Raw genomic sequence first — 13,370 nt, 5'->3', positions numbered from 1 at the left:
ACGCGACCCGTCATCCTGAGGTGCGAGCGGAGCGAGCCTCGAAGGATAAATCGGCCACCGGCCGGGCCGGTTCATCCTTCGAGACGGCCGCGTTGCGGCCTCCTCTGGATGACGGGGTGAGGTTGAGCCCGTGGCTACGATCCAATATCGTCGAGCGCAATAACAACAACGGAACGCCCCATGCCGCATCCGCTCGATACCTTCTTCGCTCCAAAAAGCATCGCGTTGATCGGCGCCTCGCGCGATCATGAGAAGATCCCCGGACGGCTGCTCGCGATGCTGCGCAAGAACGGCTATCCGGGTGCGCTCTATCCGATCAATCCGAACTATGACGAGATCGACGGCCTGAAATGCTTCAAGTCGATCGCCGAGGTCGGCGCGCCGATCGATCTCGCCGTCGTCGTGATTCCTGCGCGTGTCGTGCTGCCGGCGCTGGAGCAATGTGCGGCCGCCGGCGTCAAGAATGCGGTCATCATCTCCTCGGGCTTTGCTGAGGAGGGCGGTGACAGTGCCGGCATGCAGGACGCGATCGTGGCGCTGGCGAAGCGAACGGGCATGCGGATCAGTGGCCCGAACGCCGAAGGGTTCTACAGCCAGGTGCAGAAGGTCGCCGCGACCTTCAGCCCGACCGTCGACGTCAAGCCGGATGCGCCCGCGCTGGTCGCAAGCCAACGGCGGATCGGCATCGTCGCGCAGAGCGGCGGCATCGGCTTTGCGATCTATCATCGCGCCAAGGCGCTCGGTGTCGTCCTCAGCTACGTCGTCAGCGCCGGCAATGAGAGTGATCTCGGCGCCGGCGAGTTCCTCGACTACATGGTGCAGGATGTCTCGACCGACGTGATCCTGCTGTTCATCGAGGGCATCCGCGACGTCGACAAGTTCCTGGCCGCGGCGAAGCGCGCGGCAGAGCTCAGGAAGCCCGTGATCGTCACCAAAGTGGGCCGTTCCGGCGCCGGTGAACGCGCAGCAGCCTCGCACACCGCGAGCATGGCGGGCTGGTCGGCGGCCTATGATGCGGTGTTCGCGAAGTATGGCTTCATCGTCTCCAACGACCTCGACGAGGCCGTGACGATCGCTGCCGTGTTGACCACAAATCCGTTGCCTAAAGGTGACCGCGTCGCGGTGCTGACGGTGTCCGGCGGCGCCGGCATCTGGGGCGCCGATACCGTGTCGATGCAGGGCCTGCGCGTGCCGGAGCTTTCGGCCGATATCCAGGGCCGGATTAAGCAATGGATGCCGTCCTATGGCGCGGCGGGCAATCCGGTCGACGTCACCGCGCAGGGCGTCTCCTCCGGCGGCTTGCAGAAGAGCATCGAGCTGTTCGACGCGTCCGACGAGGTGGACGCGACGCTGGTCGTGCTGTCGCTGTCGAGCGAGACGCGGATGCCGTTCAAGGAGGCCGAGCTGAAGCCGGTGATCTCCGCGCAGAACAAGCCGGTGGTGTTCTATTCCTACACGCTGCCGTCGCAATTTGCGCGGCAGGAGCTGGCAAGATCAGGCGTGGTGGTGCTCTCGGGGCTGACCCATGTCGGCGTAGCGATGCGACGGCTGGCGGACTATGCCGGCTTCAAGCCTGCGCCCGAGATGGCGGCGTCGGCATCGCCGGCGCGCGATCTCTCCGCGCATCTCACGGCCAAGACGCTCTCCGAATATGACAGCAAGTTGCTGTTGCGCACGGCCGGCATCGCGATGCCCGACGAAGTGCTGGTGACCGATCGCGACGGCCTCGACGCCGCAATCGATCGCGCCGGATTTCCACTCGTCATGAAGATCCAGTCGCCCGCAATCGCGCACAAGAGCGAGGTCGGCGGGGTCCGGGTCAACATCGCCGCCAAGGGCGCGGCGTTCACCGCCTATCGCGACATGCTGGAGACGGTGCAGAAGGCGCGGCCGGATGCTCCGATCCAGGGCGTGCTGGTCGGGCCGATGGCGAAGAAGGGCGTCGAGATCATCGTCGGCACTATGCTCGATGCGACGTTCGGGCCGATGGTGATGGTGGGGCTCGGCGGCATCACCACCGAGCTGTTCAAGGACGTGGTCTATCGCCCGGCGCCGGTGAGCCCGGCTGAGGCGACCACCATGCTGGAGACGCTGAAGGCGGCGCCGCTGCTGCACGGTTTCCGTGGTGCGCCGAAGGCGGATATCGCAGCGCTCGCGCGAGTGATCTCGCAGATTTCACTGCTGGCGGCGCAGCATGCAGGCGAGATTGCCGAGATCGAGGTCAATCCCGTGCTGGTGCATCCGGAGGGGCAGGGCGTGACGATCGTCGATGCGCTGGTGGTGCCGAGGGGTTAGCGCGCTATCTCCCGCCGTCGTCCCGGCGCAGGCCGGGACCCATACGCCGCGGCCCACGAAAGAGGCACAAGCGGCGTCGGCTTCCGCTACAACTCAGTTCGGTGGTTGGGTCCCGGCTTTCGCCGGGACGACGTGTTGAGGGAGAGGTGGTCGAGAACGCAGAGTGGGCAGAGGCGCGTAGCGCCGTGCCCACCATTCTTGCTCCGTGCGCGTGATGGTGGGCACGCTTCGCTTTGCCCACCCTACGCGCTCGTGCAGAGAGCCGGGCAGTCCGCTTACCGCCCCTTGAAGTTCGCGACGCGGCGCTCGGCGGTGGCCTTGACGCCTTCCTTGAAGTCCTCGGTCGCGCGCAGCTTGGTCTGCTCTTCCAGCTCGTGGTTGGTTGCGGCGAGCACGCGGTCGGCGAGGCCGGCGCGCATGGTGGCGCGGGTCGAGACCAGGCCGAGCGGCGAGCACTCGGCAATCTCCTGCGCGAGCTTCATCGCTTCAGCCCGCACTTGGTCCTGCGGCACCAGCACGTTGGCGAGGCCCCAGCGATAGGCCTCTTCGCCGGTGACGCGGCGGCTGGTGTAGAACATCAGCTCGGCATTGTTCTTGCCGATCAGTTCCGGCAGCGTGGTGGTGAGACCGAAGCCCGGGTGGAAGCCGAGCTTGGTGAAGTTCGCCGCGAAGCGCGCTTCGGGGCAGGCGACGCGGAAATCGGCCGAGACGGCAAGCCCGAGACCGCCGCCGATCGCGGCACCATGGATCGCCGCGACGATCGGCTTCTTGTTGCGGAAGATGCGGACCGCCTGAACGTAGAGATGGTTGATCGGCAGGTTCGAGGCCGGATCGCTCTTGGCGCGCTCTTCCTGCTCCTGGCGGGCGGGATCGCCGAAATTGGCGCCGGCGCAGAACGCCTTGCCCTGGGCTGCGAGCACCGAGGCGCGGATCTCGATGTTATTGTCGAATTCCTCCAGCGCGTCGGCGATCTGGTTGATCAGCGCGACGTCGAAGAAGTTCAGCGGCGGCTTGCGGATTTCAATCAGGCCGACATGGCCGTGGGTCTCGACGCCGATATCAGTGTACTTGGTCATGGTCTGTCCTCGTTGAATTTGCAAACGAGCCCGCGCGGCTAGCGCAGGCCCAAGCCGCGGGCGATGATGCCGCGCAGCACTTCGGTGGTGCCGCCCTGGATCGTCAGCTTGGGCGCGGTCTTGATGGCGAAATCGAGCTGCTTTTCAAGCGTCTCGCGGTTGGTCGCGGTCTCTTCGACGAAGGCCGCGAGATCGCGGACGCGATGCGGCAGCTGCTGCTCCCACACCGTCCCGATGTCCTTGACGATGGAAGCCTCCACCACCGGCTCCTTGCCGGCCTGCAGCATGCCCGCGACCGACACCGACATGCGGCGCATGGTGTGGACCTGCGCCACCAGCCGGCCGATGCCTTCAGCGCTGCGGGTGTCCGGATTCTTGCCGACCGCGCGCACCAGCTCGGTGAGCACGTAATAGGTTTCGAGAAACCGCTCGGGGCCGGAGCGCTCATAGGCGAGTTCGGACGTCGCCTGCTTCCAGGCGCCGTCGACCTCGCCCAGCACATGATCGTCGGGCACGAAGTAGTCGGTGAACACCACCTCGTTGAACTCGAACTGGCCGGTGATCTGGCCGATCGGGTTCACCTGGATGCCGGGTTGCTTCATCTTGACCAGGAACTGGGTCAGGCCGTGGCGGCGGTTTTCCTTGGTCGGCGGCGACGTGCGGAAGATCGCGATCATGTAGTCGGCGATGTGCGCCGACGAGGTCCAAATCTTAGTGCCGTTGATCAGATAGCCGCCGTCGGTCTTGGTGGCGCGGGTCTTCGCCGCGAACAGGTCGGAGCCGGAGTTCGGCTCGCTCATGCCGATGGCGAAGCAGACCTCGCCGCGGCAGATGCGCGGCAGGATGTCCATCTTGATGTGCTCGGGCGCGTATTTCAGCAGCACCGGCCCGCTCTGGCGGTCGGCGACGAAGAAACGCCGGGTCGGCGCGTTCGCCACCCGCATCTCCTCGGTCACGACATAGCGCTCGAGGAACGAGCGCTCCTGGCCGCCGTACTTCTTCGGCCAGGTCATGCCGAGCCAACCCTTGGCGCCGACGCGGCGGGAGAATTCCGGTGCGTCATTGTCCTCGCGGTTGGGCGCGTAGGGATCGAAGGTGCCGGCGGCGATCTCCTCGGCGAGGAAGGCGCGCACTTCCTTGCGGAGCTGCTCGCATTTCTCGGGCAGGCGGATCGGATCGAAACGAAGGGCTGCAGTCATGATGTCCAGTCCTGATCTTTCTGCCTGATCTCAGCGCGAAGCCACCAGCGGCCACAATTCGTCGGCGCCACGCTCGGCAACGAGTTTGCCGAGCTCGACCGCCCAGTAGCTCTCGGAGCCGAAATCGTCGCGCCAGGCCAGCGCACGCAGCGAATAGCGATGCAGGATATGCTCGATGGTGAAGCCGATCGCGCCGTGCACCTGGTGCGCGATGCCGCTGCCTTTCTCGGCTGCTTCCGAACAGCGGATCTTCGCCGCCGCCGCTTCGAGGAACACCGCGTCATTGGCGAGCGTTTTTGCATTCGCGATGGTGTCGGCCGCCGAAGTCGCGGCAGCAAGAGCCGCGGCGGACTCGCCGGCGAGACGGGCGAGGTTGTGCTGCACCGCCTGGAACTTGGAAATCTTCTTCTCGAAGGCGACGCGCTCGTTTGAATAGCGCACGGAGATGTCGAGCATCGCTTCCAGCGCGCCTGCGATCTGCAGGCTGCGCACCACGCCGCCCATCAGCATCAGCGTGGTCTGGTCGAAACCCTTGGGCGCCGGCTTGGTGGTGATCGGCTGCACCTTGTCGAGCGTGACGGTGTCGCTGTGATCGCCGCCAAGTCCGGTGCTGGATTCGATCCGGCACTTCGCGGCGTCGACCAGCGCGATCGAGATACCGTCCTTGCCGGTCGCCAGCACCGCGAAATGCTTCGCGTCCTTGGCAAACGGCACGCCGCGGGCGCGGCCGGAGAGGCTGCCGTCGGCGTTGAGCGTGACGCGGTCCTTCGGGCTTGCCGGCAGCACCGTCATCTCACCTTCGGGAGATGCAATCTTGCCCTGCGTCAGCAGCCAGCCGGCCAGCATTGTTTCGGCCAGCGGAACAGCGATCGCATGCCGCCCGGCGACGTTGAGGACGCTGAATCCTTCGGCGAGACTGGCGCCGGAACCGCCGAGATCGTCGGGCACCCAGGAGAGCGGCAGGCCGGCTTCGGTCAGCGCCTGCCACAGCGGCGCCTTCCATGCGCCCTGCTTGTCGTGATTGATGGTTTGGGCATCCGCGAGATCGGCGAAAATCTTTTCCGCGGTCTCGGCGACGATGTTCTCACTCTCCGCCACAGCGTTCCTCGTGTTGATTGGCTCGGGCTGGCGGTTCGGCCATGCCCTGCTTGCGATGTTGTCTTGCGCTCAATGATGCGGAAAAGCCATAGCCGTGACAAGCGTTGCCCGCAGGGCCACTTGCGCGGATGGCATGAAGCCAGACGTCGTGCGCGAATTCCGCATTGTGAACTTTCGACCGCCTCGGTTTGTATGCCACGTGCGGCGATAAATTGCCCGGCGACATCAATTCAGTCCGCCAGATGAAACTCGATCGCCTTCCGCATCAGGTCGGCGAACTCGGTCTCCTGGGTGACCAGCGCGTCGTTCAGTCCGGCCACGCACAGCACCAGCGGCTCGTTCGATTCCGCAATCGGCGGCAGGTTCATGGCAACGGCGCCGGCGCCCGGCGTGACCAGGCCGAGCGAGAAGGCGTGGCCCTTGGTGCGGACCTTCTTCAGCTCCAGCATCAGGGCCTTGATGTCGACCTGCCGATCCGGCCGGATCTCGCTGGCGTTGATCAGGCGCACCAGGCGGCGCACCTCCTTGTCCGGATGGGCCGACAGCAGCGCGTAACCCGATGCGGATCGCGCCAGCGGCCGCAGCGTGCCGGCCTTGACATAGAGCCGCATCGGCAGCCTGGCCTGAATGATATGGACATACTGCGCGCTGAGACCGTTGCGCACCGCGAGCATGATGGTCTCCCCGGTCTTGTCGGAGAGCTCATTCATCAGATTGACCAGGCGCCCTTTCGTGAACAGCGCCGGGCTGAGCCAGTGCCCCAGCATCGAGATCCGCGGCGTCGGGATGTAGGTACGGCGGCCGGTGTCGTAGTGCAGATAGCCGAACGCCGTCATCGTGCGCATCAGCGCCGAGGTGCTGGACTGCGGGAATTTGAGGGCGGCCGCGACCTCGATGGCGGAAGCGGCGCGCTGGTGCTCCTCGAAGAATTCCAGCACGTCGAACACGCGCCGCGCCGATTTGACCGCATTGTCCATCTTCGGCAGGTCGCGCGAGGTATCTCCGGGAAAATCGCGGCCGCCGAAAGACCGCGGGCCGGCGGCTGCGTCGGCCTGCGCTGCATCCTTCTTCGCCACCGGCATCGCTATCGTCCTTGCTGCACCACCCGCCGCTTCAGCCACCAGCCATATTGCTCGGGCCAGCTGGTCCACTCGGGATCGCATCCGAGCGCAAGCGCCGTCTGCGCGGGCCAGTTCGGATTCCATAGCAGTTCGCGGCCGAGCGCAATAAGCGTCGCCTTGCCGTCCCGCAAAATGGCTTCGGCGTAATCCGGTTCGCGGATCAGCCCGACCGCGACCGTCGGCATGCCGGCCTCCTTCTGGATCCGTTCGGCGAAGGGCACCTGGAAGCCGGGGGTGCGCGATACCAGCGAGTTGCCGCGCGGCAGCTTCATGCCGCCCGACGAACAGTCGACCATGTCGATCCCGATCGCCTTCAGCTCGGTCGCAAATGCGATGGAGTCCTCGATCGACCAGCCGATGTCGACGCCGTCGACCGACGAGATGCGGACGAAAGCCGGCAGATGGTCGGGCCATTCCTCGCGCATGATCGAGGCGATCCGCAGCGGCAGGCGCATGCGGTTCTCGCGCGAGCCGCCATACTCGTCGTTACGGTTGTTCGCGAGCGGCGACAGGAACGAGTGCATCAAATAGCCGTGCGCGCAGTGCAGCTCGATGACGTCGTAACCGGCAGTCCTGGCGCGGCGAAACGCCCGGCGATAATCGTCCACCAGCGCGTCGATCTGCTCTGCAGTCATCATCTGCGGCGCGGGCCAACCTTCATCGAAAGGAATGCCGCTCGACGCCGCGATCTGCCACGGGCCTTCGCCGCGCGCCTTGATGTCGGCCTCGCCAAGCGGATTGCCGCCTTCCCACGGCCGCTGCGACGAGCCCTTGCGGCCGCCATGGGCGATCTGGATCGCGGCCTTGGCGTTGAAACCGTGGATCAGCGCGGCGAGGGCGGCGTGGTCTGCGATATGCGCATCGTCCCAGATGCCGAGGCAGCCATGGGTGATGCGTCCCTGGGTGTTCACCGAGCTCTGCTCGACGAATACGAGACCGGCGCCGCCGGCGGCGAGCTTGCCGATATGCGCGGTATGCCAATCGGTCGCGCGCCCCTCATGCGCCGAATAGGTCGCCATCGGCGAGACCATGATCCGGTTCTTCAGTTCGAGGTCGCGCAGTTGCAGCGGGGTAAACAGCAGCGGCAATTCGGTCATGCGATGTCCAGCCTTTGCTTGAGGTTTCTTGCTTGAGGTTTGCGAATTCGTGAGAGCAATCATTTCTTCAGCAGCGGGCAGGCGCTCTCCTCTGGCGTCGCGAACGCTTCCTTGCCCGGGATGACCTGAACCAGCTTCTCGTAATCCCAAGCGCCCTTGGATTCCGCCGGCGATTTCACCTGCACGAGATACATGTCGTGGATCAGCTGGCCGTCCTCGCGCAGGAATGCATTGCGGGCGAAGAAGTCGTCGATCGGCATGTCCTTCATCTGCGCGATCACCTTGGGGCCGTCGTCGGTACCGGATTTCTCGATCGCCTTGAGATAGTTCATGACTGCGGAGTAGAGACCGGCCTGCACCATGGTCGGCCGCTTCTTGGTCCTGGCCATGAAGCGCGCGGCAAAGTCGCGGGTCTTGTCGTCGAGATCCCAATAGAACGCGGTTGCGAGCTGCAGCCCCTGCGCCGCCTGCAAGCCGATCGCGTGGATATCGCTGGTCTGCATCAGGAACGCCGCCAGCTTCTGCTGCTGCGCCATCCCGAATTCCTGCGCCTGCCGGATCGAGTTGGCGAGGTCGCCGCCGGTGTTGGCGAAGGCGATCACGTCCGCCTTCGAGCTCTGGGCCTGCAGCAGATAGGACGAGAAATCCATGCTGTTGAGCGGATGCCGCACATCGCCGGCGATCGTGCCGCCGACCTTCTCGACGGTCTTGGCGGCGTCGTTGCGCAAGGCGTGGCCGAAGGCGTAGTCGACCGTGACGAAATACCAGCTCTTCGCACCTTCCTTGGCCAGCGCCCGCACCGTGCTGTTGGCGAGCGCGTAGGTGTTGTAGGTCCACTGCACCGAATTGAGCGAGCAGCCCTTTCCGGTCAGATCGGAGGAGCCCGCCGACGACACCAGCATCGCCTTGTTCTTCTGCTTGGTCAGCTCCAGCACCGCGAAGGCGACCGCGGAATTGGCGAAATCGACGATGACATCGACGTTCTCCTGCTCGTACCAGCGCCGCGCGATGCCGGCGCCGATGTCCGCCTTGTTCTGATGGTCGGCATCGACCATCGCGATCGGCTTGCCCAGGACCTTGCCGCCGAAATCCGCGATCGCCATCCGCACCGCTTCGACCGCGCCGGGGCCGGCGGCGTCGGCATAGAGGCCGGCCTGATCGGTCAGCACGCCGATCTTGACCATGTCGTCGGAGATTTGCGCGTGGGACGGCGTCGCGAAGGCGGCCGACAGGATTGCGGCGCTCGCGGCGATCCATCCGGTTGTCGATCTCATCGTTGTTGGTTTCCTCTAGCTCGATTGCCTTATGGCGCTGGTTTTTTCTTGTCGCAGGTCGATCATGCCCGGATGCGACTGCGGGTCGCTGTCCGCGCCGAGCAGCACGTGTTTCTGGATCTTGTTGGTCGAGGTCAGCGGCAGCTCGGCCACGAAGGCGATCCACGCCGGGAGCTTGAACGGCGCCAGGCGTTCGCGGCAGAACCGGAAGATGTCTTGTGCGAGCTCGTGCGAGGCGTCAGTGCCGTCGTTGATCACGATGAAGGCCGCAACTTCCTCGTCGCGGATCGGATCGCGTGCGGCAACGACCGCAGCCTGTTTGACCAGGTCGGATGCCGTCAGCACGGCCTCGACCTCCGCTGCGGAAATGTTCTCGCCGCGCGCCGGACCAGATGCTTCAGCCGGTCGACGAACACGAAAGCCCCATCCTCGTGCCGCCAGGCGCTGTCGCCGGTATGAAACCAGCCGCCGCGCCACGCCTGTTCGGTGGCCTCGGGATCCCTGAGATAACCGGAGAAGAAGCCGCGCCGCGGCGTCGCTTCCGAATGGCGCACGCAGAGTTCGCCGACCGAGCCCGGCGGCAGCGCATTGCCGTCGGCATCGAGGATCGTCATTTCGAGCCCGGGGACGCTGCGGCCGATCGTGTTGGTCTCGAGGTGGCGCGGTTCGACCGTGTTGAAGGGGCTGCGACCGGTTTCGGTCATGCCCCAACCCTCGACGAAGGGGATGCCGAAGCGTTCGCGGGCTCGCGCGCGCTGTTCGGGATTGGCACCGACGCCCATCGAGAAGCGCAACGCATGGGCCTTCTCGTCCTGCGTCTCCGGCTGGGCCAGCAGGGCTGCGACGATCACGCCGAGATAGTGCAGCACGCTGGCGCGGCAGGAGACGATGTCGCGCCAGGCGATCTTCGCGTTGAAGCGCTCCGGCAGGATCAGGCAGCCGCCGGTCAGCATCATCGCGATCGGAGTCAGCGCCAGGCCGGCCATGTGGAACAACGGCAGCGGGCTGTAGAGGCGCTCCGTTCCCATATGATACGTCGCCTCGCCGCCATGGCTGACGTACCAGCGGCCGGTCGAGACAACGTATTCGTTGGTCAGGATGCATCCCTTCGGACGCGCCGTCGTGCCCGACGTGTAGAGCAGCGCAGCCTCGGTCTCGCTTCCGGGATTGTCCGTGCGCGGCGCCGCCCGCCGGGCAAGTGGAATCTGCGCCACGCTCGCGCCGAGATCGTCGCCGGACACCTCGAGCACGGGCACCGCGCCGGTGAGCGCCTTCTGCAATTCCTTCTGCTCGTGCAGCGTGACGATCAGATCGGGCTCGGCATGCGCGATCAGATATTCGATCTCCGCTGCGCGATAGGCCGGATTGATCGGAACGATCGAGACGCCGAGGCCGTTGAGCGCCAGCCAATGCACGATGAAGTCAGGCCGGTTCTCCAGCAGCAAACATGCGCGGTGTCCATGGCCGAAGCCGGACGCGCGGTATTGTTCGCGCAATGCGCAGACCTGCCGCGCAATGTCGGCATAGGACAGTTCGACGCCGCCGGGAAAGTATGCGCGGTCGGGACGCGCGGGAATGCAGAGAAAGGGTTTGAACGCTGCCGCATCTGATGTCGCAGCAAACACGTTGGACACGGTGTACATCGTCGCGAATGTTTCCCCTGACCGCCGCAGGTCGACATCAACGGCGTCGGTCTGCGAGAGCTGCTTCGTTGAGCGCGGTGCCGCGATCGCGGCGTTGCGCGGAAGCTATAAGGGCGATTAATGTGCTGTCAAATCTATTATGAGTTTCCATAAAACTCATATGTAGTTTGAATGCCAAAACAGGGAGTGAATGTGATGAAGATGCACGTGTTATCGGGCGGACGTTTGCGGATGTCGAAGCGGACCTACCTGCCGGATGCGGCGCGCGGCGAGACGATCGACCTTCCGGTGTCGTGCATGTTGCTGCGGCATACGCAGGGCAATGTGTTGTTCGACACCGGATGCCATCCCGACGTTGCGACCGATCCTGAGGGACGGCTCGGCACGCTGGCCAAATACATGCAACCAATCATGCCGGCAGACGATCACGTGCTGACGAGCCTGAAGGCGGTCGGCCTTGGCCCCGACGATATCGACGTGGTGATCTGTTCTCACCTGCACACCGATCATTGCGGCTGCAACGCTTTCTTCAAGAAGGCGACGATTTTCGTCCATGCGCTCGAGGTCGAGGCCGCGAATGCCGATAACGCGTTCGAACGCGGATACATCAAGGCGGATTGGGATCATCCGCTGAAGATGGAAATCTTCGATAAGCAGATGGACGTGTTCGGCGACGGCAAGCTGACGCTGATCCCGCTGCCCGGACATTCGAAGGGAACGACCGGCGCGCTGGTCAAGCTCGACAAGAGCGGCGAATATCTGCTGGCGTCCGACTCGCTCAGCGTGCGCGCCAATCTCGATCAGCGGGTCTCGCCCAGGAATAGTCTGGATGTCGATCAGTTCCTGAGATCGCTCGACGAGATCGCCAAGCTCGAGGCGTCAGGCGTCAAGATCATCTGCGGCCATGACGAGGCGCAGTGGGCCAGCCTGCAAAAGGGGCCGAACGCGTATACGTGAGGCGCGGTTTGCAGATGCTGTGCCGCGCGATATGGTATGCCGCCGCCGGAGATCATCTGGCTCACAACAACAAGGAAAATGCAGATGTCCAAGGATGGTTTGTGCGCGATCGTGACGGGATCGGCATCGGGACTCGGCGCCGCCACCGCGCAAATCCTCGCCACGCAGGGCGCGCGCCTCATCATCAACTATTCCAACAGCAAGGCGGAAGCCGAAGCGACCGCGGAAGCCTGCCGCAAGCAAGGCGCCGAGGTGCTGGTGGTGCAGGGCGACGTCTCGCGCGATGAGGACTGCAAGAAGATCGCAGCCGCCGCGCAGGGCTGGGGCCGTCTCGACGTGCTGGTCAACAATGCCGGCACCACCAAGCATGTGCCGCATCACGATCTCGACGGCCTGACCGCGGAAGATTTCCAGCGCATCTATGCCGTCAACACCATCGGTCCGTTCCAGATGGTTCGTGCCGCGCGCGCTTTGCTCGAAGCCGGCGCGAAGGCATCGGGCCGTCCCTCGGCGGTGGTCAACGTCTCCTCGGTCGCCGGCATTTCCGGCGGCGGCTCGTCGGTGGCCTATGCCGCGAGCAAGGGCGCGCTCAACACCATGACGCAGTCGCTGGCGCGTGCGTTGGCACCTTTGATCCGCGTCAACACGGTGTGCCCGGGTTACATCGATACGCCCTGGTTCACCAAGGGCCGCGGTGCGGACGGTGCCAAGCAGGTGCGCGATGCCGTGGTCGCGCGGGTGCCGCTGAAGGTCGCCTCGACGGCCGAGGATATCGCCAATCTCGTCTGCTTCCTGGCGAGCCCGGCGTCGAGCAACATGACCGGCGAATTCGTCCGGATGGACGCCGGTATGCATCTCATTCAGTGAGCTGGATTCCGAGCTGTTGCCGAAACGAAAATGCCCGGGCCAGGCCCGGGCATTTGATTTTGGAGACGTGCTGCGGCTGGTTCTATTTGTTGCCGATATCCGGGATCACGCGCGCCGCGACCAGCCGGTTCCAGATGAACAGCACCACCAGCGCGCCGATCGTGGCCGTGATGAAGCCGGCGCCCTGTTCGGGACCGTAATGGCCGATCGCCTGGCCGATAAAGGTCGCGAGAAATGCGCCGGCGATGCCCAGCACGGTGGTGAGAATGAAGCCGCTCGGATTGTTCGGTCCTGGTGACAGGAACCGCGCGATGATCCCCGCGACAAAGCCGACGATGATGACCCAGATGATGCCGCCCATGACTGTCGTCCTCCTCAGATGGAATCAACGCTGCCGCTAAAGCCGGCCGTTCAGCTCGTCGCCGCTCGGCAGCCGTCCGTCCGGCGTCAGATGATTGATCGCGTCGGGCAGATACTGGCTCAAACCCTGCAGCAGCTGGTCGCGCGACATGCCGCTCTGCGACGCCAGCGAGTCGATCTGGTCGGCGCCGAGCGCGTTGGCGAGATCGCCGGGCGCGATCTGCTTGTTGGGACCGTTGCTGACCCAGGAATTGGCGGCGTCGCCATGGCCCTTCTGCTGCAATTGATTAAGCAGATCGCCGAGGCCGCCGCTGAGCACGGTGCCGGCTGCGCCGCCGGCGAGAAGTCCGCCAAGGCCGCCCTTGAGCAGATCGCCAAGCCCG

The 13,370-nt window shown here is 64.8% G+C and carries 13 protein-coding genes; 3 read left to right on the top strand and 10 right to left on the bottom strand.

Annotation, left to right across the window (positions count from 1 at the left end; translation table 11 throughout):
• Positions 1–180 precede the first annotated feature (180 nt).
• On the top strand, positions 181–2,295 hold the full coding sequence (locus H8A92_RS36335) for an acetate--CoA ligase family protein (RefSeq protein ID WP_229200104.1): 2,115 nt from the start codon (positions 181–183) through the stop codon (positions 2,293–2,295).
• Between the two features lie 275 nt (positions 2,296–2,570).
• Here H8A92_RS36335 and H8A92_RS36330 read toward each other — a convergent pair whose 3' ends face one another.
• The 8 genes from H8A92_RS36330 to H8A92_RS36295 all read right to left on the bottom strand — a co-directional run bounded on the left by H8A92_RS36330 (position 2,571) and on the right by H8A92_RS36295 (position 10,803).
• Positions 2,571–3,371, bottom strand: coding sequence for an enoyl-CoA hydratase/isomerase family protein (locus H8A92_RS36330; RefSeq protein ID WP_024582673.1), 801 nt, complete (start codon positions 3,369–3,371; stop codon positions 2,571–2,573).
• 38 nt (positions 3,372–3,409) lie between these two features.
• A complete protein-coding gene (locus H8A92_RS36325) occupies positions 3,410–4,570 on the bottom strand; it encodes an acyl-CoA dehydrogenase family protein (RefSeq protein WP_097671039.1) in 1,161 nt (386 codons plus the stop codon).
• A gap of 30 nt (positions 4,571–4,600) precedes the next feature.
• Positions 4,601–5,668 (bottom strand): acyl-CoA dehydrogenase family protein, encoded by a 1,068-nt coding sequence (locus tag H8A92_RS36320; RefSeq protein WP_229200103.1) that lies wholly within the window; start codon positions 5,666–5,668, stop codon positions 4,601–4,603.
• A 230-nt stretch (positions 5,669–5,898) separates the two neighbouring features.
• Entirely contained in the window at positions 5,899–6,750 is an 852-nt protein-coding gene (locus tag H8A92_RS36315) for an IclR family transcriptional regulator (protein WP_229200102.1), read from the bottom strand.
• Positions 6,751–6,752: 2 nt separating this feature from the next.
• Positions 6,753–7,886: an NADH:flavin oxidoreductase/NADH oxidase gene (locus H8A92_RS36310; protein ID WP_229200101.1), complete on the bottom strand. Its 1,134-nt coding sequence runs from the start codon at positions 7,884–7,886 to the stop codon at positions 6,753–6,755.
• Positions 7,887–7,945: 59 nt separating this feature from the next.
• Positions 7,946–9,160 carry an ABC transporter substrate-binding protein gene (locus H8A92_RS36305; RefSeq protein WP_229200100.1) on the bottom strand — a complete coding sequence of 405 codons (1,215 nt, stop codon included), beginning with the start codon at positions 9,158–9,160 and terminating at the stop codon, positions 7,946–7,948.
• A gap of 15 nt (positions 9,161–9,175) precedes the next feature.
• Entirely contained in the window at positions 9,176–9,505 is a 330-nt protein-coding gene (locus tag H8A92_RS36300) for an AMP-binding enzyme (protein WP_229200099.1), read from the bottom strand.
• The gene (locus tag H8A92_RS36295; protein ID WP_229200098.1) at positions 9,499–10,803 is read right to left on the bottom strand and encodes an AMP-binding protein; all 1,305 of its coding nucleotides are present in this window, start codon (positions 10,801–10,803) and stop codon (positions 9,499–9,501) included. The genes H8A92_RS36300 and H8A92_RS36295 overlap by 7 nt, the downstream gene beginning before the upstream one ends.
• Before the next feature lie 195 nt (positions 10,804–10,998).
• Here H8A92_RS36295 and H8A92_RS36290 point away from each other — a divergent pair, with 195 nt between their 5' ends.
• Together H8A92_RS36290 and H8A92_RS36285 are read left to right on the top strand one after the other, a co-directional pair.
• A complete protein-coding gene (locus H8A92_RS36290; protein WP_229200097.1) occupies positions 10,999–11,760 on the top strand; it encodes an N-acyl homoserine lactonase family protein in 762 nt (253 codons plus the stop codon).
• An 84-nt stretch (positions 11,761–11,844) separates the two neighbouring features.
• Positions 11,845–12,627: an SDR family NAD(P)-dependent oxidoreductase gene (locus H8A92_RS36285; protein WP_163159390.1), complete on the top strand. Its 783-nt coding sequence runs from the start codon at positions 11,845–11,847 to the stop codon at positions 12,625–12,627.
• Between the two features lie 82 nt (positions 12,628–12,709).
• Here the strand turns inward: H8A92_RS36285 and H8A92_RS36280 are convergent, their stop codons facing one another.
• Entirely contained in the window at positions 12,710–12,988 is a 279-nt protein-coding gene (locus H8A92_RS36280) for a GlsB/YeaQ/YmgE family stress response membrane protein (protein WP_021080200.1), read from the bottom strand.
• A gap of 36 nt (positions 12,989–13,024) precedes the next feature.
• The coding region (locus H8A92_RS36275; protein WP_229200096.1) for a YidB family protein at positions 13,025–13,370 on the bottom strand (346 nt) is incomplete at its 5' end.

It is taken from the genome of Bradyrhizobium acaciae (assembly GCF_020889785.1).
GTDB classification, from domain to species: Bacteria; Pseudomonadota; Alphaproteobacteria; order Rhizobiales; family Xanthobacteraceae; genus Bradyrhizobium; species Bradyrhizobium acaciae.
The sequence above is the reverse complement of the archived record's forward strand: the minus strand, read 5'-3'. Positions and strand labels throughout refer to the sequence as shown.